At 33.3% G+C, this 24,589-nt stretch carries 17 protein-coding genes; 1 reads left to right on the forward strand and 16 read right to left on the reverse strand.

The annotated features are described in order from the left end of the window. Window positions 1–8 precede the first annotated feature (8 nt). Genes GQR97_RS17365 through GQR97_RS17380 form a run of 4 tightly spaced genes read right to left on the reverse strand, consistent with a single transcriptional unit; the run spans window position 9 to window position 3,925 of the window. Window positions 9–536 (reverse strand): AAA family ATPase, encoded by a 528-nt coding sequence (locus tag GQR97_RS17365; protein WP_158850706.1) that lies wholly within the window; start codon window positions 534–536, stop codon window positions 9–11. After that, window positions 529–1,470, reverse strand: coding sequence for an adenosylcobinamide-phosphate synthase CbiB (gene cbiB, locus GQR97_RS17370; RefSeq protein WP_158850708.1), 942 nt, complete (start codon window positions 1,468–1,470; stop codon window positions 529–531). The genes GQR97_RS17365 and cbiB overlap by 8 nt, the downstream gene beginning before the upstream one ends. After that, window positions 1,461–2,468, reverse strand: a complete 1,008-nt coding sequence (locus GQR97_RS17375; protein ID WP_158850710.1) for a pyridoxal phosphate-dependent aminotransferase — start codon at window positions 2,466–2,468, stop codon at window positions 1,461–1,463. The genes cbiB and GQR97_RS17375 overlap by 10 nt, the downstream gene beginning before the upstream one ends. Beyond that, window positions 2,462–3,925, reverse strand: coding sequence for a cobyric acid synthase (locus GQR97_RS17380; RefSeq protein WP_158850712.1), 1,464 nt, complete (start codon window positions 3,923–3,925; stop codon window positions 2,462–2,464). Before GQR97_RS17380 ends, GQR97_RS17375 begins: the two co-directional genes overlap by 7 nt. Before the next feature lie 308 nt (window positions 3,926–4,233). Here GQR97_RS17380 and GQR97_RS17385 point away from each other — a divergent pair, with 308 nt between their 5' ends. Then, a complete protein-coding gene (locus GQR97_RS17385) occupies window positions 4,234–5,001 on the forward strand; it encodes a patatin-like phospholipase family protein (RefSeq protein ID WP_158850714.1) in 768 nt (255 codons plus the stop codon). 118 nt (window positions 5,002–5,119) lie between these two features. Here the strand turns inward: GQR97_RS17385 and GQR97_RS17390 are convergent, their stop codons facing one another. The 12 genes from GQR97_RS17390 to GQR97_RS17445 form a co-directional block, all read right to left on the reverse strand. Beyond that, entirely contained in the window at window positions 5,120–6,112 is a 993-nt protein-coding gene (locus GQR97_RS17390) for an MlaD family protein (RefSeq protein WP_233267565.1), read from the reverse strand. Window positions 6,113–6,260: 148 nt separating this feature from the next. Next, window positions 6,261–7,016, reverse strand: coding sequence for an ABC transporter ATP-binding protein (locus GQR97_RS17395; RefSeq protein WP_158850716.1), 756 nt, complete (start codon window positions 7,014–7,016; stop codon window positions 6,261–6,263). Beyond that, window positions 7,013–7,795, reverse strand: a complete 783-nt coding sequence (locus tag GQR97_RS17400) for an MlaE family ABC transporter permease (protein ID WP_158850718.1) — start codon at window positions 7,793–7,795, stop codon at window positions 7,013–7,015. The genes GQR97_RS17395 and GQR97_RS17400 overlap by 4 nt, the downstream gene beginning before the upstream one ends. A gap of 180 nt (window positions 7,796–7,975) precedes the next feature. Further along, window positions 7,976–9,631: a hypothetical protein gene (locus tag GQR97_RS17405; protein WP_158850720.1), complete on the reverse strand. Its 1,656-nt coding sequence runs from the start codon at window positions 9,629–9,631 to the stop codon at window positions 7,976–7,978. Between the two features lie 25 nt (window positions 9,632–9,656). Continuing rightward, on the reverse strand, window positions 9,657–11,960 hold the full coding sequence (locus GQR97_RS17410) for a family 20 glycosylhydrolase (protein ID WP_158850722.1): 2,304 nt from the start codon (window positions 11,958–11,960) through the stop codon (window positions 9,657–9,659). A 64-nt stretch (window positions 11,961–12,024) separates the two neighbouring features. Continuing rightward, complete coding sequence (locus GQR97_RS17415; protein WP_158850724.1) at window positions 12,025–14,154, reverse strand: right-handed parallel beta-helix repeat-containing protein; 2,130 nt, start codon at window positions 14,152–14,154, stop codon at window positions 12,025–12,027. Window positions 14,155–14,163: 9 nt separating this feature from the next. Then, the gene (locus GQR97_RS17420; protein WP_158850726.1) at window positions 14,164–16,632 is read right to left on the reverse strand and encodes a prolyl oligopeptidase family serine peptidase; all 2,469 of its coding nucleotides are present in this window, start codon (window positions 16,630–16,632) and stop codon (window positions 14,164–14,166) included. Window positions 16,633–16,643: 11 nt separating this feature from the next. Then, window positions 16,644–18,977 carry a GH92 family glycosyl hydrolase gene (locus tag GQR97_RS17425; RefSeq protein ID WP_199269879.1) on the reverse strand — a complete coding sequence of 778 codons (2,334 nt, stop codon included), beginning with the start codon at window positions 18,975–18,977 and terminating at the stop codon, window positions 16,644–16,646. A 23-nt stretch (window positions 18,978–19,000) separates the two neighbouring features. Continuing rightward, window positions 19,001–20,488, reverse strand: coding sequence for a sulfatase family protein (locus GQR97_RS17430; RefSeq protein WP_158850728.1), 1,488 nt, complete (start codon window positions 20,486–20,488; stop codon window positions 19,001–19,003). 5 nt (window positions 20,489–20,493) lie between these two features. Beyond that, on the reverse strand, window positions 20,494–22,347 hold the full coding sequence (locus GQR97_RS17435; RefSeq protein ID WP_158850730.1) for a beta-N-acetylhexosaminidase: 1,854 nt from the start codon (window positions 22,345–22,347) through the stop codon (window positions 20,494–20,496). Window positions 22,348–22,349: 2 nt separating this feature from the next. Next, complete coding sequence (locus tag GQR97_RS17440; RefSeq protein ID WP_158850732.1) at window positions 22,350–23,138, reverse strand: SGNH/GDSL hydrolase family protein; 789 nt, start codon at window positions 23,136–23,138, stop codon at window positions 22,350–22,352. A 12-nt stretch (window positions 23,139–23,150) separates the two neighbouring features. Then, on the reverse strand, window positions 23,151–24,587 hold the full coding sequence (locus GQR97_RS17445; RefSeq protein ID WP_158850734.1) for a glycoside hydrolase family 30 protein: 1,437 nt from the start codon (window positions 24,585–24,587) through the stop codon (window positions 23,151–23,153). Window positions 24,588–24,589 lie beyond the last annotated feature (2 nt).

Below are 24,589 nucleotides of genomic sequence, written 5' to 3' on the forward strand. Positions count from 1 at the left end.
TTTTTGAATTATAGTATCGATTCTGTAATGAATTTTGCCCTTTTTTGAGGAGAAGCTTTAGGTAAAATTATAATTTCAAAACCTTTGTTTTTGTACTGTTCTAAAAGTACTTTTTCTAATTTCAAACAGTAATCAAACTCTTGTAACCTTTGTCCGTCTTGACAATAAATATCAAACCAAGTTGGTGCAAAAAAAACGGTGTTATGGTAAGTGTCTTGATAAGGAAAATCTTGTAAGTAATGAGGAATGGTTTTATTTTCTAAAACTAAATAAGCTTCTAAATCTAATAACGATCTGTCGCAAACTTGAGCTTTACTAGTTAATAATTCTTGACTCGTTACATTGAAAACAAGATCGGAAAAACGATTAATATCACCCCAAGGCACACCGTTTCTATTATTCTGTTGTTCCTCTAGAATAATTTTTCTAGACACTTCATCCATACAAGGAATCGTGTTTTTTAGAAGATTTATGGTCGTCGTTTTCCCAGTGCCTGGAGCTCCTGTAATAATATATTTTTTTTGAAGACTATGCATATTGAAACAGTAATATAACGCCAATAATAATGAAACAAAATAGTATACTTACTTTATAATTAATATGTGTAACTATTTTAATTTCTTCATGTTTTATGTCTCGGTTATTGTTTCCTATAAAAGGTTTTTCTACCAGTTTTCTATGATAATAATTTGGTCCTCCAAACTGGCAATCTAAAATATATGCTAAAGCTGCTTCTGGATAACCTGCATTCGGACTACTGTGTTTACTGCCTTCTTTAAAAACAAACCGCAAACCGCTTAATTTAAATTGAACAAATAACAATAATATAGCAGTAATTCGAGCAGGAATATAATTAACTACATCGTCCAATTTTGCGGCAAATTTACCGAACCATATATAACGATCGTTTTTATACCCAACCATGGAATCGAAGGTGTTTATCATTTTATAAGCCATTGCTCCTGGAACACCCAAAATTAAAAAATAAAAAAGTGGCGCAATAACACCGTCACTTAAATTTTCCGACATCGTTTCAAAAGTTGCTACTCTAATTTGTTGTTCGCTCAAGTTATTAGTCTCACGCCCCACAATCCAAGATAAACGCTTACGTCCAGCATCCAACCCTTCCTTTTTTAAAGTACTAAACACAGCTAAACCTTCCTTTATCAACGTTTTATTTGCCAAACAATAAAACAACATAAGTGTTGAAAAGACAATAGCTGAAATTTGAAAATTGGAAGCATTTAACCATCTAATAATTAGATAGGGCACAATAAAAGAAAAACTAACCAATACGATAACTAATAAAGCACCTTTTAAGAACTTATAACGACCTTTATTAAGCCATTTTTCACCTAAAGAAATACTATTACCAAACGCGACAATAAGATGTGGCATTTTTATGGGGTCTCCTAAAATTAAATCAAAAGTAAAGGCAAAAATTAAAATGTAAATATGGTTTAATCCCATGCTTTTAAAGCTTTAATTAAAATGTTATTTGCTTCTTTACTTTGTGTCGAAAGTCGAATAAATTCCCCGTCTATTTTTTTAAAATTTGTAGCATCGCGAACTAGAATTTGATGTTCTTCTATTAAATAGTGTTTTAATTCTTTAGCCGATTTATGTAACAATTCAACTAAAAAATAAGACGTATTACTTTCAATAACCTTAAAACCATTTAACTGTGCCACTTGCTGTTTAAAAACAGTTGTTTCCTCTAATAATTCTGAAGCATTAAATTGAAGTGCATCATAGTTTTCCAAAATGAATTCACCAGCTTTTATAGCCAATAAATTCACACTCCAAGGCATTTTTAAACTTAAAAGTTTTACTATGTTTGAAGCATTAGAAACTACATACCCCAAACGCAATCCAGGAATGGTAAATGTTTTGGTTAAGGAACGAACAATTATTAAATTACTGTACTTTGCCGTTAATGACACAATGGATTCAATACGCGTTGTAAACTCAATATATGCTTCATCAATAACAAATGTAGTCTCTGGTTTTTGCTGAAAAAGAAATTCTAATTCATCTTTAGAAAAAACGTTCCCGTTTGGATTATTAGGATTACATATAAATACAAGGTCTGCATTAGTCTTTTTTAGTTCGGTTGAAGCAATTAACTCGTAATTTAAATGAAAGATTTTACAAGCATCTTCGTATTCTGCAAACGTAGGTGCTACTATAGCTGCTCTCTTATTAGAGAATAATTGAGCTATTAGATAAAATGCCTCTGTTGCTCCGTTGGTAAACAAAAATTGTTCACTATTTAGTTGAAATTTTTTAGCCGCTAATACATTCAATTCACTTGCGGAAGGAGAGGGATAACTTTGAATTTGATTAACACATTTTGAAACCACGTCAAGCAATACTTTAGGGCATCCTTTATAGTATACATTCGAACTAAAGTTGTGTTTAATTTCGCCCTCAATTAAATGAAGATCATCTCCGTGGCCATTTAACATTGTTGTGCGCTGTTTTTTAAAATGGTTTCCATATCTAAATTTTCATTTATCCAATCGGCTAATTTATCAAATTGTTCCGCTTTAAAAAGTATGTAATTTTTTGCTTGGACTTCAGGGAATTTTAATTGTAATAATTCTGTTACGACATCTTGATTATCAAAAATACCATGAAGGTAAGTGCCCCAACTTTTATCGCCATCAAAATAACCTTCCTCCTTCTCGTCTATAAGATTTAAATATTTGTTTTTAGGCACACTAGTTTCACCCATATGAATTTCGTACCCTACACAAGGTGCCTTGAAGTTTTTAAACTTAAAATTACGTTGTATCGTTTGCTTTGTTTGAGAAAGCTCTGTCTCAATATCAAACAATCCCAAACCTGCTTCTAGTTTAACATTGCTTTCTACAGAAAATGGATCTGTAATAAATTTGCCCAACATTTGGTAACCGCCACATATTCCTATAATTGGAATTTGTGAATATTTATTTTTAATCACAGAATCCAAACCCTCCTTTTTTAAAGCAACTAAATCTTCAATGGTGTTTTTGGTGCCCGGAATAATAATAACATCGGCTTTATTAAGTTCTTCGGAATCTCTTGTAAAATAAAGGTTGATAAGTGATTCCTGCTCTAAAGCTTGAAAATCTGTATAATTAGACATGTAATGAAGTTTTACTACGGCAATGTTTAATTTACCTTCGATAGCTGTTGTTGCCCTAAGGTTCAATGCTACAGAGTCTTCTTCTTCAATAATAATATCTTTTGCGTAGGGCAAAACCCCCAAAACAGGAAGACCTGTAAGTTTTTCTAATGTCTTTTTTCCTTCAACAAATAAAGAAGCATCTCCTCTAAATTTATTAATAATAATACCTTTAACAAGTTTACGTTCCCAATCTTCTAGCAAAGCAATAGTACCATAAACACTACCAAATATACCTCCTTTATCAATATCTCCCACTAAATAAACACAAGCGTTAGCAGCTTCTGCCATTCGCATGTTTACAATATCTCTATGCTTTAAATTAAGTTCGCTAATACTACCGGCACCTTCCATAACAACAGGATTGTGCTTTGATACTAGTTTCTTGAAAGACGCTTTAGCTTCTTCAAAAAGATGTTTTTTATTATCACCTAAAAAATATTCTTTAGCGGTTTGATCTCCTATTGGTTTTCCATGCAAAACAATTTGTGATTTATTTACAGATGACGGTTTCAATAAAATAGGATTCATTTCTACCGTTGGCGGAATACCACAAGCTTCTGCTTGCACTGCCTGCGCTCTTCCAATCTCAAGATTATCAAGTGTAGAAAAACTATTTAAAGACATATTTTGTGCTTTAAATGGAGCAGGATTATATCCTTTTTGTTTAAGCCATCTGCAAATTCCTGTTGTTATCCAACTTTTACCAACATCGGAACCTGTACCAACTAACATGATAGGTTTTAGGTTTTGCATTTAAAATTTGTTTATTTTAAATACAAAAATATCGAATAATATAGACTTTAATATCGGGTTGATGATAAAGTTTATTGAAATATACACCTTGCTTTTGTTTAAGTAAAACCAACTTGTAAAAGACTTTGAATTTAATACCTTTGTTTTAAGATTAGTAGTTTATATTTTTTATGGAAGACGAATATAAATATTGACACTAAAACTACTAGAAGTAAATCCGTTAGTTTCAAATATTTATGTTACGCTTACAACTTGAATTTAGACAACACCTAACATATTTATAATTTAATAAAACAGTGATTACGCAAATGAATACAGGATTAGTCTTATCTGGCGGCGGTGCACGCGGTATTGCACATATAGGTGTAATAAAAGCACTAGAGGAACACAATATAAATATCACTCATATTTCAGGAACAAGTTCTGGAGCTTTAGTAGGCGTTTTATTTGCTGCTGGCCATTCTTGGGTTACTATCTTAGAATTCTTTAAAGCAGTGCCTTTATTTGAGTACAAACGGTATGCATACAACAAACCTGGTTTTATAGATACCAATAAATTTTATAAAGACTTTTTGCCTTTCTTTAGTAAAGATGATTTTACAAGTTTAAAAAAACAGCTTTATATTCCGGCTACCAATCTTATTGAAGGCAAAGAAGTAGTCTTTAATAGTGGGGAACTTATAAAACCAGTATTAGCTTCTGCTGCGTTCCCAGGATTATTTACACCAGTAATTATTGACAATGTGCCCTATATAGATGGTGGTGTTTTAAATAACTTCCCAATAGAACCTATTAAAAAAAAATGTACTAAGACGATAGGCGTTTATGTAAACCCATTACAAGAGGTTTCTGCTAATGAGATAAAACATTCTTATCAAGTAGCCAATAGAGCTTATGATATTAGTTTTGGAAATCGCTGTGAAAACAAGTTTAAAGATGTCGACATTTTAATAGCCCCAAAGGAACTCGAAAAATTTGGAATGTTTAATCTAAAGAATATAGATGCTATTTTTGAAATTGGCTATCAAGCAGCTATAAAAACATTAAGTAATTATAACAACAACTCTTTAGGATGAATACCCAAATTTAAATTTAAACAACCTCCTCTTTATCTAAATACACCTTATTAACTTTCTCCATTGAAGACCTATAAAATCACTATCCTTTCTTCGAGTTATTGTATTTTACTTAATTTTATTCTTTGTTTAATTTTGCCTGTTTTTTCGCAGCACGTTCTTGTTTTTTAAAATAACTTCGGAAGAAAAAATTATGCTTAAGAGCTTCCATATTTTCATTGAACTTTTGGGAAGCTCCCTTTATTTCCAGCATAGTTGAATCTATTGTTTTGGGCAAGATTTCATTTTTTGTAAGATAATTGAAGGTGCTTTCTTTTGCATTTATTCTAGAAACCATAAGCTCTAGTTGTTGCGATGTTTCTAAAATAGTTGTGCTTGATTGTTTTATATTATTAACCGTTTCTTGGACTTGATTACCCACAAGAGTATCATTTAATAAAATACCTACAGCACTTTGTTCCATATCTATTTTGGAAAACTTATAGTTTAAAGAACTCAGTAATTGATTGGTACCACTTGTAGTTTGTTTTAGATTAACTAACGTAGCTCGAATATCTTGGGCTAGTAATGAATCGGTAATTAAAGTCCCTAAAACGCCTTCTCCTTTCAAAATCTTATTTGTTATTTTTAATAAATCTGCCGTTAACAATGCGGCATTTTCATTGGTTACGTTAAGTGTTGAAAACATATCATCTGCACCAATCTTGCTAAACGAAGTAATTGTATCTGTAGAAATAACCCTTTGTAAATTCTCTTTACCCGGAATAATATTAATAACCATACTTCCAACCAACCCATCTGATCCAATACTAGCAATTGCATCTTTTTTTATGAAGGCTCCTGTTTTTTCTTCAATCATCATTTGTACAACAATTTTCTTATTGGTTATCATTTCAATATTGCTGACAGTACCTACATTTATTCCAGAATAGCGCACATTATTACCCAATTGAAGCCCATTCACATTATGAAATACGGCATACAGTTCTATATTGTTACTAAAAACATGTTGTCTATTACCAATAAAGTAGAGTGTCACTAATAGAATGAGTGTACCAATGACTACAAATAAGCCAACGCGGGTTTTATGAGAAGCTGATTTTTTCATCATAATAAAGTATTTTTTTGAATGCCTAATAACTGATTAAAAAATTATTAAATAGCATTTTATGTGTTCATTTTTTTTACTTGTTAAAGTAGCCTCCTTTTAATTGTTAAACTTCGATTTCAAACTTTTAGTTATAGATATTTCATAAAGTTTAATCTTTAAAAAAGGCTTTAACTTTCGGGTCTTCTGAAATAGAAAGCTCTTTATAAGTTCCTTCCGCATAATTAATTCCATCTACCAGTAAAATCATTCGGTTACTGATTACTCGTGCACAATCCAAATCGTGTGTGATAATAAGCGAAGATGTATTATATGTTGTTTGAACAGTTCTCATTAAATGAATAATTTCCTTTGCTGTTATTGGGTCAAGACCTGTGGTAGGCTCATCATATAAAATAATCTTTGGCTTTAAAATTAAAGCCCTTGCTAAAGCTACCCGTCTCTGCATTCCTCCAGAAAGTTCTACTGGCATTAAATCTATTGTGTGTGCTAATCCAACATTTTCCAAAGCTTCTAAAACCAATTCTTCTGTTGTTCGAGAAGCATCTACCCTATCCCGGTTTCTACGCAAAGGAAATTCTAAATTTTCTCGAACCGTCATAGAATCATACAATGCACTTCCTTGAAATAAAAATCCAATTTCTGTTCTAAGCACATCGAACTCTTTTCGGCCTAGCTTCATAATATCTTCACCTTTAATAGTAATACTTCCATGATCGGCTTCTAGCAACCCAACTAAGGTTTTTATCATAACTGATTTACCAGAACCCGATTTACCCATTACTACAAGGTTTTCACCTTTAAACAATTTTAAGTTAAAACCATTGAGTACGTGATTATCTCCAAAGCTTTTATGAAGATCTTTGATTTCTAAAATGGGCTGTATATCTTCTTTTGTTTCTATCATATTTTAAAAAAAATATCTGTAATAAATACAGCTACAAAATCAATAACAAAGAGCAGCATAGATGTGTAAACTACAGCAGTATTAGATGCTTCTCCAACTCCTACGGTTCCTTTTGAGCAATTATACCCTTTATAACACCCTACCAAACCAATTGCAAAGCCAAAGAAAAAGGACTTTACAGTAGCCGGAAGAACATCACTAAACTCTAAAGCGTCAAACACATTATTAAAATATAATAAGTACGATACTTCTCCTTTTAAATTCTCAATAAGTGCAGATCCAAATAAGGCTATAGCATCTCCCATAAGTATAAGTAGCGGAAGCATTAATGTAGTAGCCAATATGCGTGTAACTACCAAATACTTAAATGGGTTGGTTCCTGATACCTCCATCGCGTCTATTTGCTCCGTTACTTTCATTGAACCAAGCTCTGCGCCAATTCCAGAACCAATTCTTCCAGCACATATTAAGGCAAAAATAACTGGACCTATCTCTCTAACAATTGAAAGACTAACCATTGATGGCATCCAAGAGGTAGCGCCAAATTGAGAAAGTGTAGGTCTAGACTGTAATGTAAATACTAATCCTAAAATAAAACCAGTAACACCTACCAACGCAAAAGAACGGTTCCCTATTTGGTAACACTGCCTTAATAGTTCTTTCCATTCAAACGGAGATGTAAACATCTCTCTGAAAAAACGAATTGAAAAATAGGTTATATCACCCACTTCTTCAAAAAAGAGTTTGGTTCTTATTACTATAGAGTTTGTTCCGTTCAAAATGCATCAATTATCCGAAGTTAAAATTAAGATAATTTTTACCAACGGTAAATGATCTTAGTCAGTTGTACAGCCTAATTAATATCATAGCATTAGCTATAATATTTAGTAAAACACCTTCATTTAATTAAGAAAAACTGGAAGTAATTCTATTATTATCACATAAAAAAACTAATTATTCTATCTTAATTTATCCACTTTAGCACCTGCATTATTTGCTATATGCCTCTTGTAATCTTCTGTATAAAGCGTTGCTATTGTACTATACGCCTTGGCTAGTTTATTATAGTTTCTCCAAGCTTTATCATAAGCTTTAATCCACTTTTTAACATCCTTTGTATTTCCATTATCATCTGCATACTTCATATACACAAGTGCTCTATATATTTTATATAGTTTTAATCCATATTCAGAAGATCCTATAGCATGGTTTTTAGTTTCTTCATTTGGCCAATCAATTGATTTAGCCAGTTTAACTATTTCTTTCCATTTTACTATGGATTCATCTTTTTGAGCTAAGTTTCTCTTTTGCTCTAAATCTCCTTTTACTACCATTGGCCAAGCAATACCTTGATCTCTTGTCCACCACGGGTTCATATCTCTATACGTACTATTTCTACCTCTAACTACCGCTTCCGCAGAAAGCAAACACAACTTTCTAAATTTAGCAACATCTTCGTCTTCTAAATGTAAACGCTCCGTAGCATATCTATTAAAAATAAATTCCTCGGTTTTATCTGTATTTTGACCCCATTGTGCCATAACCCATGAGTTCAAATCACACCACATTTCATCTTTAACATACGGACCATCCCATCCGCCTCCACGAGACCATGTCCAAACACCTGCATATAATTCTGGTTTAGTATCTACAAACTCTTGAATACTATTTATACGTTCTTCGGGCATTCTAGCATGTTCTTCAAAACCATCTATAACACCATTAGCAATGTAATTCGGGTATGCCCCTTTTCCTTCATATTCACGAGCAGATTGCACCTCGATGATTTGACGGTGACGCCCTTGACCAATAACTTTACTAAAAGAATTTGATCTATGGAAATCACCTTCACAATGTTTTATACTGATAATTAAATTTTTATGAGGTTCTACGGCATTACTCACTTCCATATAGTCATCTAACTTGGTATCAAAAGCACCCCAAGTTCTAAAAATTAATTGCTTGTCTCTTTTTACACAAATTTCTTCTCGTAGTATATTGATTAAAGGAGAAATTGTTTTTTCAGGATTTTTTTTATCTTCTATTGCCCCTAAATGATATGGAGCATCGTGTAAATACGTTTCTCCAATTCGAACAACTAAACCATCAAGATCCGGAAACTGATCAAACATTTCATTAATTTGAGCACGGATTAATTTTTCTGTTAAAGGATCGTTAGGATTCCCAAACGTTTTTTCAATGCCATATTTTGCAATTAATCGCTTAGGGAATAAAACAAGATCGGACATGGCGTAAATAGCCATATCTTCAGCTTTACACGCTGCATGCATTTTCTTTATTTGTGCTGCTTTAGCATCTACCCATTTACGATCTTCTGTACCTTTTGGTAAGATATCCTTGTCTACTGATTCCCAATTAATGGCTAATGCAGGAGATTCAAACAGAAAATACACTTTGCCGTTATACCCCATTTCCTTTATTACAGCAGGATCATTATATTTAGAATCGTATGGTGTTTCACCAGGGTTATGGTGAACCATATCTAAAATCAAAGGGTTGTCTTTGTTATTTTGAGCTCCAACATTTACACTTAAAACACTTACAAGTACTAAAAATGTAAAAATGCTATGTTTACTTAAATTTAATGCTTTCATATTCCTTTTCTACTATTATTTCTAATTAAAAACGTGTTACTAAACTATTGATTGGCGTTAATTCTTCACCTTGCAAGGCATATTTAACCTCAATAACTCTTGGTTTATCGCTTGGTCTATATTTAATAGTTATAGGATGTAAACCTTGTTTTAAAGCGACTTTTCCATAACTTTTTTTAGGTCCGTGCCATCCGCTATTATCAACAATAACATCTTCACCTAAAAACAATAAATCACCACCATCGGAGCGTGTTTCAAACTCATAAACACCATCTTTTTCAGCATTAAAATAACCTTGATAAACCACAGCAAAATTCTTTTCATCTTTTAAATCGCCCAAAGCAATACCTTCTACTTTTGTGAAATTCGGCGTTGTAGGTGTTTTAATATCTTTTTCCTTTTTGAATTTCCCTTTAACCACCCATTGTTTTAATCCTTTTTCTTGAGCTGTTACATCCACAGATTCTATATAGTTTTTGTGAATTACTTTTGTAGATTTTAAGTCGTTATAGAGTTCTCCTCTATAAGCACGTGCTTTAATTTCAATGGTATCATTCACAACGAAAGGCGCTTCATATTTTAAAGACGCTTTGGTTGGCACCGCACCGTCAATTGTATAGTATATTTCTGTTCCCTCTAACTCGTAGGCTAAACTTAAACTCACCGAAGTTTCTTCAACAAAAGCAATCTCCTTATCTAAACCTTCAACTGCAGGCACGTAATAATACACACCTAAAGCATCCAGCCTGTCGTATTGTTTTTCAACATTGCTATTAAAAACTTCAAAATTTTTGTTTTCTTTAGACGCCCAAGCATTTTCTGCTACGGCTAACATTCTTGGAAATGCTTGATATTGTAAACGTTTGTAATTCGGAATTCTTTCCGACCATAAATTGGCTTGAATCCCTAATACATTAGCTTCTTCTTCTGCTGTAAAATCTGCAGGAATGGGCTCGTAATTATAAACACCTTTTAAAGTCGTTCCTTCATTTAAGTAATCGAAATAATAAGCAGCCGTTGTAGTTACTACAACTTTATTTCCATTTTCTGCTGCAATTTTAGGAGCATTAGGCGCCCAATTTCTCCACCACATAATGTTGGCACTTTTGGTTAAACCTCCAGTCACAATTTCATCCCAACCCATAAATTTCTTTCCTTTAGATTTCAAAAATTGCTCTATATCTCTGTTGAAATGAGACTGTAATTCGTGCTCGTCTTTTAAATTATTGTCTTTAATTGCTTTTTGACAATGTGGGCAAACTTTCCAAGATGCAATATTGACCTCATCACCACCAATATGAACATATTCTGCAGGGAATAACTCCACCACTTCATCTAAAATATTTTTCATAAACTCGTAAGTCGTTTCCTTTCCTAAACACGTTGGGTATGTAAACACAGTATCCCAACCCGATTCACCATTACAAGATAAAAATGGATAATTATCGATGGCCGATTTAAAATGCCCTGGCATATCAATTTCTGGAATTACGGTAATACATCTATCATCTGCATACGCCACAATGTCTTTAATTTGTTCTTGAGTAAAGAAACCTCCATATTTTCGTTCTCCATCAATGGTCTTAAAGTTAGATTCATCAATAGTATAAAGCTTATTTTCAACCGCTCTATCCATACAAATAGTGTCTTGATTGTTTGGTGTTCTCCAAGCGCCTTTTTCGGTTAATAATGGATATTTTTTAATCTCAACTCTCCAACCTTGATCATCTGTTAAGTGCATGTGATAAGTGTTTAATTTATACAATGCCATATTATCTAAAAAGTCTTTGACTTCATTTATATTGAAAAAATGACGACTAAAATCCATGTGCATGCCTCGCCATTCAAAACGCGGTTCATCTTCAATAGTTACAGATGGCACAAACCAATCTGCTGCAACTTTTTCTTTGCTTTCTATAGCTGTTGGTAATAACTGACGAATACTTTGAACGGCATTAAAAAAACCACTTTCTTCTGATGCTTTTATGTTAATTGAAGTTGGATTTACATTTAATTGATAAGCGCCTTCTTTTAATCCTTCTATCGTTTCAAAAACAATAGCGCCTTCTGCAATGGTGTTTTGTAATTCTAAATTATATCCTGCAGCTTTGTTAAACAAACCTGCTAAATAATTTGCTCCTTTTTTTTGACTTTCATCTTGAAGAATAATAGCTGTATTGGGTTCTACTTTAAAAGAACCTTCATTAAGCTTTAAACTTGATGGCTTAGGAAGTATAGAAATATCTTCTTGTTTAAAAGACGGATTTGGCTGTTGCGAGCATGATGTAAAAATGACCGTTAACAACATTAGCACTACATATTTTCTCATACCTGATAGTATTATATTTCTGTTAGTTTTTATTTTAAAAACGATAAATCTTTACGTTTAAATCTTATCCTCTCTTTGGATTTTCTATGATATTTTTTTGGACAGCCAAATCAAAACTCTCAATAATTGAATTAGATAATTTAGCTTTTTGTTTCCAATACTTATCACCTACAACACCTGCTTCGGAATAATTAAACGGTATAAAATTTATTTTTTTATAATTTTTTTTACTCTTAAAATGAAAATCAGCTTGTAACGGGTTCTTAAATTTTGGATCGATTAAAAAGCTATGCTTATCAAAACCTTTTTTACGCCAATTTCTAAAAGAGTGCTTATTAAAATCGTATTCATTTCCATTTGTATTCCAATATATATTATAATCTATTTCTGCAATTACATCATCCCAAGCACCTTTTGCAACCATTCCTTCATTAAACAAAACAATATTATGTGTGAACGTAAACGATTTGTGTTCTTCGGCAATAGTGCATTGCATCTGATATTTTTTAGCAAAAGCCAATATGTTGTTTTTTACAATATTTTCTTTGCCATAATTTTCTTGAAAACCACCTGTTTTGGTATTATAAACTAAATTATTTCTGAACACTATTCCAGAAGAACCTTCATCTGCATACATGCCCCAGCCACCGTAAGAATACGAATGTATATGATGAATCAAATTATTTTCGACCACCGTACCTTCTGAAGCTCCCAAAGTATAAATTGCAGCCATATCACTTAATAAATCCCAACCAATATGATGGATATGATTATAAGCAATTCTATTACGTTTGGCTAAACTAGGCTTATAACCCCAAACCCAACCTACGGAAATACCTGTATAATAAAAGTTTCCTATATCGTTATGCATTATATTACTATCAGAACTATGACCAACCCAAACACCAACAGCCGCAGGAAATTCTTGCCCGCCTGTTTGTATAATATTATTGTTCACAGTAATATGGTGTGTATGCTCCTTTCCTCCTAATGCTTTTTTTGAATTTGAAGCTTTAAAACCTCCCAAATAAACACCACCTCCACCAAGATTATGCATATAACTATTTTCTACAATAGAATGACTAACCCCTTTTCCAAACCATAAGGCATGTTGGCCAATTTTTGAAATTTCTCCGTTAGAAAATGTAATATTTCTTGCGCCTTCTACATTAATAGCAGCATTTAAAACAGCAGCTGCTTGGTTAGGTTCTGAACCCGTTGCAGGTATTCTGTAGTGACAATACTCAAAACTCAAACCTTCAAAATGGATATATTCAACATAATTACCTTCAGAAGCATTTCCTTTTACAGCTACTAATTGCTCCAAAACGGGCACTATCACCGTTGAATTCTCCGGTGTTTTTCCTGCTTTTGGCATGTAGTATAAAATTCCTTCTTCACTTAAAAACCATTCTCCCGGAGCATCTAAAGCCGCTTTATAGTTTTCAAAAACAACACGTCTTCCTTTTTTTAATGGATTCCAAGGTTTCATTCCTTTTCCTGAAGTGGTTATAGACAAACTATCTTTATTTATAGCATCAATATAGCGCAATGTATAATCCCATTTATGATAGGCCTTGAACCTTACTTGCCCCATGTTTTCCGCTGTAATCCCAGATAAAGACTCGAATGCTTCTTTATCAAAAAATAATTTTTGCTCTGCCTTATCGGCGACTTTTCCTTGGCCTTGTTTCCAAATATTTTGCGTTACAGTATCTAATTCTATAAACCCCTTATTTGGTGTTCTTGCTAAGGTTGCACGTTTATGATTAACATATAATTGATCGAACCTCCAATTGTAATAAACACTTTCTGGGATTTTCACTTCCCAAATCCCGTTTGAGTTCACTGTAAAGCCATCTATTATTTTACCTCCACTAAAAATAGGTTTGGCTCCTTTTTCAGCTTTATAAATAACGGGGAATTTTTCTTTTCCACTATCTTGTGGTCCTAATTCCAAGGGCTCCATCATGCTATAATGTCCGTCTTGAATAATAACCGTATAAGATTGATTTTTTTTTGACGTTTCTTTGTGATGTCTAATAGCATCACGAGCTTCTATCAAACTAGCAAAAGGCTGATTTTTAGCACCAGAATTTGTATGATTCCCTGTTGGAGATACATAAAACTCTACTTGCGCATTAAGTGGTAAGAAACAGATTAAAAATATAATTATGGGGTAAATATTTTTCATTTATTCGTTTTAGTTCATTTCTAATTGAATATCTCCTTTTTCAAGACTCCAATCGTTCCCCAAAAACCCAGCGGCTTTAATACCTTTTAAGCCTTCTTTATATGTTGATGGTGTAAAAATCATAACATCTGGAATACCTACTCCAGAAGAAAAATATCTGTTAGGCGTTACCGTTTTAAATCCTTTGATACCCGTACCCGAAACAACACCTACCGCTGCCATTTTGCTATCCGTTCTTGGATAGGTAAAATACACACCATAGTCAGCTCCTTTAAAACTTTTAGTCCCAACTTTAACCTCATTTCTTTTTATCTGAATAGGGCTATCGGCTAATAACAACTTCCAAGCGCCATTGGTGGTTGCATTCCCGTAAATAATTACAGATCGATCTTTATACTTAGATAATTTGAAATCTTTATCCGATACGATATCTATCGCACCATTGCCTCTGTAATAAAACGTTTCGGCATCAAAACGTGCTTTATTAAAAGACCACGCGTTTTCTGCTTTACTACCTGTTGTTCCGTAAACAAACAGCATATTATTTTTAAAAGCCTCTTTAAAATTGCCGTATCGGTTTGGGTTTTTCTCAAAGGTATTTGTTGGCGTTTCTGTTAAAGTCCACTTGTTGCTCACTTTTTCAAACCAAGCTTCTTTTCCTTTTTGAGCAGCTAAATTTTTAAATTCCGTAGAATCAATAATTATGTTTAATGTATCTGAAGCTATAGTATGTTTTAAATCAACTTTAAACTTTTTTAAATTTTCGGTTTCAATAGATATACTTCTCGTTTTTAAAACCTCGGCTTTTTTAATTTGCTTTTCGCTACGTATATTTTGAGTGACTTTTACACCAGTAAATTCAAATTGTTTTTCTTGTTGATATAAAGTAATATATCTACTTTCTGAAGACACACCAGGATTTGCTGTTCTAAACTCAAACGTTTTTACATCGCCATTTTCAGGAATTGTATGCCATTTAAAATAATCGAAAATGGTGCTAAAATCTATTCCGAACCAGTGTTTTTTATCTGGGTATTCTAAGTAAGCAAAATCGGGATGGTAATCGCCCAAATAGTTTCTCATAAAACGTGCTTGTTCTACAGGTACTACATCATCGGCATCTCCGTGTTGAATATAAATACCTTGTTGTAGGTAGTTTTTAGATAACTCTAAAGTATAACTCGCATGACTTGCTCTTTCAAACATTTTTTCTAAAGCAGAAGGATTTTCTTTTTTCTCTTTATTCGCATAAGAAAACAAAGAATACCACCCAGAAATAGGAGCAATTGCTGCCCATTTACTAGGAAAAGTAACGCCCACTTGCCAAGTACCATGACCGCCCATAGAGTGCCCCGTTAAATACGTGCGTTTAGGATCTGTACCATACATTTTTTCGGCAATAGCCTGTACTTCCATAGCATCCCAACGTCCCCAATCTTCCCAATCGAAACCATAATTTCTACGATTTGTAGGTGCAATGACGTGTCCCCAATCTTTAGCTTTGTAAGATGCTGCTTGATTTCTAGCCTCTACACTTGCGCCGTGTAAAGAAAGAAACATGGCTGGTTTTTCCTCTGTTTTTAAATCGCCTTCTTTTACAGAAAAATACTGAACACTACCATCAATGTCTGAAATAAAAGTTCTTGAATAGAATTGCTCTAGTGTTTTTACTTTGTATAAAACAGAAGATTCATCTATTAATTTATTACCATCAAACAATTTTACTTTTACTCTAACCGTATCTTTTACAGTATAATTATCCTGAACCAAATAAGGCACCTTTCTCATAGTTAACGGCGTAATAGAAGGTACTTTTGTTTCCAATATTTGTCCGTTAGACTCGGTAATTATTTTAAGATTTTTCAGTGGTTTGACTGTCGCATTTAAAACTCTAATTGATCCCGTTTTAGTATCCTTTTCCGTCGTTAAAAAATCAGGAATCGTCATATCTCTTTTTAAAAGAGCAATAGGTTTAATAACTGGCAATAATTGCATATTCACCTGTCCGCGACCGCCTTTTACTAAAAATGTATTCTTTCCTTTTTTTAATGCTATAGGATGAAAAGTAAGATGTTTGTTATAAACATCTCCCCCACGTGGAGCACCGTTAACATAAACTTCACTATGACCAGATATCTCTAATATTTTAACCTCAGCCGCTGGAGCGTTGTAGGTTACAAATAAATAACCACCTCTTAATTTTCTATCTTTAAAAACTCCTTTATCATCAGCAGTTACTGCTTCCCATTTTTCAACATCTCCTTTTCGGTTTACACCAACGCTATCATGTTCTACAGGCTCATAATTTTCTTCTGAAATAAAGTTATAAAACACAGGGTCTGTATAAATAATAGTACGTCGCCCTTCACCTGTAGCTCCAACAATTAATCCTTTTGTTAAAGGAATGGTGTCTTGAGCTAGTACAATAAAACTATAAAAGAAGGCTAAAACTGATATAGATAAGCTTTTCAAATTCATATAAAATATTCTTAATTTAATTTTGGTTCAGGTCCCATTTGCATTTCTAAAACACCTCCTTGAGTAATCTCTTCGTGCGAAATCCAAAATCTATCCAATGGTTTTCCATTCAATTTCAGAGATTGGATATAAATGTTTTCTTCTGAATTATTATTGGCAATAATTTTAAAAGTCTTTCCAGTGTAATATTTGCTGTCTAGTTTAATTTCAATATCACTAAAAACAGGACTTGTTATTTGATATTTATTATCTCCTGGGTTTATAGGATGAATTCCTATTGAAGCCAAGACATACCAAGCAGACATTTGCCCTACATCTTCATTCCCACATAATCCATACGCATCGGTTCCATAAGCATTGCTACAAATTTTACGGGTATATTTTTGTGTTAAATACGGTACACCAGCTTCGTTTAACATAAAAGGCACATGGTGTACGGGTTCGTTTGGATGATTGTAATAGTTGTTCCAAAGGAAATCTTCAGGTGTGTTTTCAAAAAAGGAAACCAATTCATTTTTAAACGCGTCTTCACCACCCATAAGTTCTTTTAATCCATCAATATCATGTGGTACAAACCAACCTTGTTGGTAGGGATTACTCTCTATGCAACCTTGCCCATGCACTGCTTTTCCTTTCCATTCTAGCCAAGTACCAGAACTATCTTTGGCTCTAAACCAGTTTACCTCTTCATTCCAAATATTCTTGTAATTTTTACTTTTCTCAAAATACTTTTCTGCAATATCATTTTTCCCTAAAGATTTAGCAAGTGTGGATAAAGCCCAATCTGAATATGCATACTCTAAGGTTTTAGAAATATGCTTATTTGAATAGCCTAACTCACCATTCCCTGTATTATTGACAGTATTTAACGAATATTGAAATGCTTTTTCTACATCGTAATTACGAATACCTTTTTGGTAAGCATCATTAATAACAGATACCGCAGGATTCCCCAACATAACCCCAGAATACGAGTTTAACATTTCCCAACGTGGTAAATATTCACGTCCGCTTAATTCTGCCATTTGTAATAATGAATTAATTTCATCATTTACTAAAGATGGATTGATAATGGTTTGTAAAGGAAATTGAGAACGAAAAACATCCCAACCGCTAAAAATAGTTCGGTAAGTAAAATCTTTTGTTTGATGCACTTTTTTATCTGCACCCATATAATTTCCATTCACATCTGAAAAAGCACGAGGATCAATCAATGTGTGATAAAGCGATGTATAAAAAATAGTTTTTTCTGCATCGGTACCGCCTTCAACTTTTATATTTTCAATGGCTTTACTCCAACCGTCACGAGCCTCTTGTCTTGTTTTATCAAAATCCCAGTGGTTAATATCGTGTTCTAAATTTTCTTTAGCACCTGCAACACTTACAAATGAAATTCCACTTTTTAATAAAACTTCCTCTCCTTCTTTAGTATCGAAATTGGTATAAAAACCTAAATGCTTGCCTTGCATTTCTGTTTTATCCGTATAAATTTTTGCGTTTTTTATTGAATCTTGATAGTTATCTTTTCTTATCCAACGCATTTTTCTTTTTACATCTGGTAAATCTGCACTCCAAATGCCGTAATCTTTTAAAGGCTTACTAAACTGACAATAAAAATATACAACGTAATCTGCATTACCAGCACCAGCGCCCCAACCACCACCTTCTGGCGGACATTTCATCCAACCTTCAATGGTGTTTTCGTTTACAATTCTAATATATTGCTCTGTAGAAGTTCCTCCTACTCTACGTGCTAAATCTATCTGTACACGAGAGCTATCGCTTTCAGGGTACGTAAAACGAATAATTCCTGCTCGTGGTGCAGATGTTAATTCGGCTTTAACCTTATAATCATCTAAAGTTACCGCATAATAACCCGCTTCTGTAGTTTCTGTATCATGAGAAAAACGAGAACGGTACCCGCTTTCTGGATCTTTAGCCACACCTCTATTAGTTTGTAATTTACCTACCGTTGGTGTAACTAAAAAATTTCCTAAATCGCCAAACCACCCAATACCACTCATGTGTGTAAAACTAAAACCTTCAATCGTGGAGTGTGCATAAGAATATCCAGGACCATTATCGCCATCTGAAACCGTATCTGGACTTAATTGTACTAAACCAAATGGTGTGGCAGCACCAGGAAATGTTTTTCCAAAACCATGGGCATCTTTCGACTTCTTTCCATAAGTAATGGCACCTATAATTGGATCTATATAATCTACGGCTTCTTTTCCGTTTTCATCAACATCTTTACTTTTTGTTGAAGGTTTGCAAGATGTAGCTATTAGCACACTTAAAGTTAAACAGAAATAAACCGATATTTTCATTTTCTCAATTTTCATAGACCCTTTTATTCTTTTAATACTTAATGTCCTGATTTCTTAACAGTCTTCCCTTTTTTGTAAATATCTACAGTAACATCATTTTGTTGTAACGCCCCAGAAGTTGTTCTTCCATTTTCAACAATTTCTTTTAATTGTGCCGTCATTTTTTTAACAAGCTTCGAATGTTTATCATACACATTAATGGTTTCTTCAACATCTTTTTTCATATTATACAACTGAATATCCGGATAGTTTTCATCGATAGCTTTATTATCTGTTGGACTACTCCATCCACCAGAACCCGGCGTTAATTCTAATTTCCATTTTTTATTACGGAGAGAAAATTTTCCATTTATAGAATGATGTACCACCACATTATAATCCGTTTTTGCTTTTTTATTCTCTAACATGGGTAAAATACTATATGAGTCTACACCTTCATTTACTCCTAAATCTACTCCTGCAATTTCTGCTGAAGTGGCCATTAAGCTCGTTTGACAAATTAGCTTATCATTTTTAGAATTGGCTTCAATCTTCCCTGGCCATCTCACTATAAAAGGTATACGGTGTGCTCCTTCCCAAATATCAGATTTATATCCTCTAAAATTCGCACTTGGGTAATGCCCGAATTCTTTCTCTAATTTCCCTGCTTTTGCAACAGGAGCAGAACAGCCATTATCACTTGTAAAGAAAACTAATGTATTCTCTGCTATCCCATTTTTTTCTAAAGCCTCAAGTACACGCCCCACAACATCATCGGTTTCCATAACAAAATCTGCGTAAGCACCCATACCACTTTTACCTTGCCAAGCTTCAGAAGGTACAACCGGACTATGTGGAGAATTTAACGCTAAATACATAAAGAAAGGTTCTTCTGTTTTAGATGCCTTTGTTATATAACCTTCTGCATGATCACCCAAAAATTGTAACATTTTTATTGGTGGCATTTTATCGACTACTTTATCATCTTCAATCACTGTTTGCATAACTCTAGAATGGTGAAAACCAATATAAGAATCGAAACCGCGTGAAACTGGCCCGTTTGGCACCGTTGATCCAATTGCTGGGCCTACAACTTTTTTACCATCGTAAACCTGAACGGGGTTTCCCTCATCATCAATAAATTTAAATCCAAGATGCCACTTACCAATAGCTGCTGTTTTATATCCCGCTTTTTTAAGCATTTTTGGAACGGTCATTAAATCTTCTGCTATTAAAGGCTCTAATTCATCTCCACTAGCTAAAACACCATGCTGTAACCTTGAACGCCAAGAATAACGCCCGGTTAAAATAGCATATCGCGATGGCGTACAAACTGCTGAAGCCGAATGCGCATCGGTAAACGTCATAGATTCTTTTGCAAAAGCATCAATTTTTGGTGTTAAAATCTTTCCTCTTTCTGGATTTAAAACTTGTACATCTCCATAGCCTAAATCATCACAAATGATGTAAAGTATATTTGGTTTTTGTTGTGCCGATGCATACGCTGTAACCAACACAAATGATACTATTAATTTTAAAGTTCTCATTTTTATTATTTTAATCTTATTTCCGTTATTTCTCCTAATAAATCACCTGTTTTATTAAACAAACCTGCTTTTAAAAGTGATTTTGGTGTTGCTGTAAAATCACCTTCATATTTAGTTGCTTTTATGGTTGGATCATCACCATTTGTGGTATAATAAATATCGTAACCAACAGCTTCAGTTTCTAAATACACAATCGCTTTACTGTGTAATTGGTCTATTCCAAATGCTGGATATACAGTAAATAAACTCTTAGCAACATTGACATCTTCTCGTTTTAACCGCTCAAAATGAGATGTTTCTAAGGCATGTTGAAAACGCTCCCAATTTTTAACTTTTGGATTGCTCCAAGATACTTCGGCACTAGCTAAAGTTCTTGGGTATAACATGTATTCAAAATGTTCTTCAGTTGGTGTAAATTCTCCCCATAAAGAGGCTTGATTCCCTAAAACTAAACGCGCTTCTTCCGGAGTTAATTCTTCTGGAACAGGTTCATGATTATAAACTACTGATAAAGGCAATACTGAATTTGGCCCTTCTGGCTCCATAATGGTTGGCCCTTGAACGCGGCTAATATAAGAATGCAAGTAAGACGTCATTATTGTTGGGTAGCCTTCTCTTGGAGCTTGCAATTCTGGTGTGTGTTTACCTCTACGCCACGCCATAATAGTTGCACCTTTAACACCATTACCACTTAAAACCTCATCCCAACCAATCATAGTTTTGTTTTGAGCAGTTACAATTTTATGCATTCTCTGTATAAAATAACTTTGTAACTCTTCTTCGTCTTTTAAGTTGTTATCTTCTTTAACTTTTTGGCAATGTGGACATTTTTTCCAATTGCTTTTGTTACACTCATCTCCTCCAATATGTAAATAGTTTGATGGAAATAATGCAGCGACTTCTTTAATCACGTCTTCAAGAAATTCATAGGTTGTTTCTTTACCAGCACAAAGTGCATTGTCAGGTGCTTTACCACCAACGGCAACTTCAAAATTCACACCTTCTGGTACCTCATCATAACAAAATAAATGTGGGTACGCTGCTATTAAAGCTTTACTGTGCGCAGGAACATCTATTTCTGGTATAATTTCTACATTTCTAGTTTTAGCATAAGCGATAATATCTTTTAAATCTTCTTGTGTGTAAAAACCGCCAACCGTTTTGGGTTCATCTGCAGTAGCATGTTCTCTACTCCACCAAGCTATTCCTGTTCTATCTGCTCTCCAAGCTCCTTTTTTCGTTAGGTTTGGATATTTTTTAATTTCAATTCTCCAACCTTGATCATCGGTTAAATGCAAGTGAAAAATATTTATTTTATATGAAGACAAAACATCGATTTGCTTTAACACAAATGCTTTCGTTTGAAAATGACGCGATACATCTAATAAAACACCTCTCCAATGAAAACGCGGATTATCAGTCACCATCATACTTGGAATTGCAGTTGCTCCATTTGCCCCAACAGGAATAGCTTGTCTTAACGTTTGAAAACCGTTAAATAAACCTGCATAATCTTTCGCTTTAATAATGATTTTTTCTGTTGAAATTTCTAAAACATAACCTTCAGGATCTATAGAAGCATCTTTAACTTTCTGAAAAAGTATATAATTTGAATTTACTTTTGTTTTACCCTTATGAATAGAGATATCTAAACCTGTATCCTTAGCCAATTCTGAAGTAACAATAGATTGTAAATCTGTAATATATTTTGAAGGTACATATACTTTAGTATCGCTATTTAAATGAAACCCTCCTGAAGTAAACACGACAGATTCTGGTTGTGGAATAAATGTATTCTCTTGGGCCTTTACTAATATAGAAAAGAGAAAAATTGATATAAAAAATACTATTTTATTCATACTTATAAATTTTCTGTAATAATTTTTGTTACCTGTTTTCCTTGTGCTTTTTTTCCTAAAGTATTATAATGCACATTATGCGGTTTTATATGCCAATCTTTTGCATTGGGTTTTGTAAAAGCATACAAATCGTTAATTTGAATAGATGGATAATTTGCCAACACTTCTAATGCCGCGGTATTATACGTTATACTATCTCCAGAAATTCTACCATCTGCCCCTTCTTCAGGAACGGCTGTTGTGGTAGCAAAAATCAATTTTGCTTTTGGAAACTCTGTTTGTAGGTACTTACAAATGGTATCTAAATTTGATTTATAAACAGCGATACTACTTACTTGTTTTCCGTTTTCTATATCAAGTTTACCATCTTTAAGATATTTTAAATCGTGCAAACCAACGTTAAAATGAATCACGTCCCAATTAAAATCCCAGCCACCCTTTAAATACGGTTGAAACATGGTTTCTTTAAGTTTTTTCATTTTAGGAATGAATCTATCACTAGACTGACCATTACTATAAATTCTAAAAACATTAGCCTTATTTACTAACCCTTGCCTTACAGTTGGCGTATAACCAATAGAAATTGAATCACCATAAAGCAATATATTTGGAAGTTTTTTATTCGGATTTACATACTTAAAAGCCTCTCCTTTATCAGCAAGTTTTTTCCATGCTTCTCTAGATGTTTCTTCATCGTAATTATTACCAAAAAAATTAATTGAAGCACAAGAAGTAGCACCTATAAAAATAGATGTTGCTCCTAAATACTTTACAAAACTTCTTCTATTCATCTTTATAAAATTTTATAAACTAACAGTTAAAGTGTTAAAAGATTTGGCTTCTAATAAAGTCCTTACTTTTTTATCTTTAATATTAAATTGAAATTCTTGATTTTCTTCAGCACTATTATACGCCAGAATAACAACTTCGTTTTTTACTTTATTGTAAAATACAATGGCATTATCATCATTCCCTTTTGTTGCTAATTTCACAGATCCTGGTGCTACAAAAGCGCTTAAATGTTTCATTAAGTAAAATTCAGGATTGTATGTAATCCCTTTTGTTTTACTATCAATAGAAATCATTGAGTTTTGTTTCCAACCCCATTGGCTTTTTCCTGTTTCATCTAAAACCATATTCCAGTACATATAAGAATTTGCACCGTTTTTAAAATAATGTTTCATAAGGTCGAAAGTATGCTCTGCAGCTTTCCAATCGTTAGAACCATCACCACATTCTGTTTCTGTTTGCATTAATTGCATTTCTGGATATTCAGCATGTACAGATTCAATAGCGCCTTTTCCTGCCCATTGAAAACCAACACCTGTTACATATTCTTTTGTGTTTTTATATTCTAAAACATCTTCTACACGCTCAATTTGAGGACGCTCTACAGTACCTAACCAAATTTCAGCATCTAATTTATCTGCTTTAAATTTAGGGCCTAAATAATCTGCGATGAAAACCCCTAAATCTTTAGGATCCCAAACACATGATGGAAAATTTTGAGCCGAATTATATTCATTCTGAACATGCACTGCACTTATATCTATACCTTCTTTAGCGTAAGCTTGAACAAATTTTGAAAAGTATAAAGCATAGGCTTCAAAATATTCTGGTTCTGTTATAAAACGAGACACCAATTCTTCTGTATTACTTAATTCTAAAGGCAAATCATTAAATTCAGGGTTTGCTTTACACGCATAATGTTTGCTATGCTTCATCCATGAAGGCGGACACCAAGGCGACGCCCAAACAGCAACATCTGGGTTAATTTTTTGTGCTTCTTTTATATATGGAATTAAACGTTTTTTATCTCTATCAATAGAAAAGTTCTCCATGGCAAAATCACCTTCAGTTTCATTAAAACTATACCAATCTACGGCATAATCATTAGCACCAATAGGCATTCTACATAAGTTAAATTTAGATCCTGTTTCTTGATTAAATAAATCGTTTAAAATTTGTTGTTTCTCTTCTGGAGTTATCATACCTAAAGCATCCCAACCTAACTCATTAAAACAACCACCAAAACCAGTAATTTCTTGTTCTTGTGCTTCTGTATCGATATCAATAACAACATCTGAAGCTATCTCTTCTACGCTTTGATTGTATGTTTTTGTATTCCAAACTGTATCTTCAGTACTGCTAACCCATGCAACAGTTAAACCTTTCTCTTCTTCTTTACAAGATGAAAATGCTACTAAAGCTATTAATACAAGTGCTTTTATATTTTTCATTA

Source organism: Algibacter sp. L1A34 (assembly GCF_009796805.1).
Taxonomy (GTDB): domain Bacteria; phylum Bacteroidota; class Bacteroidia; order Flavobacteriales; family Flavobacteriaceae; genus Algibacter.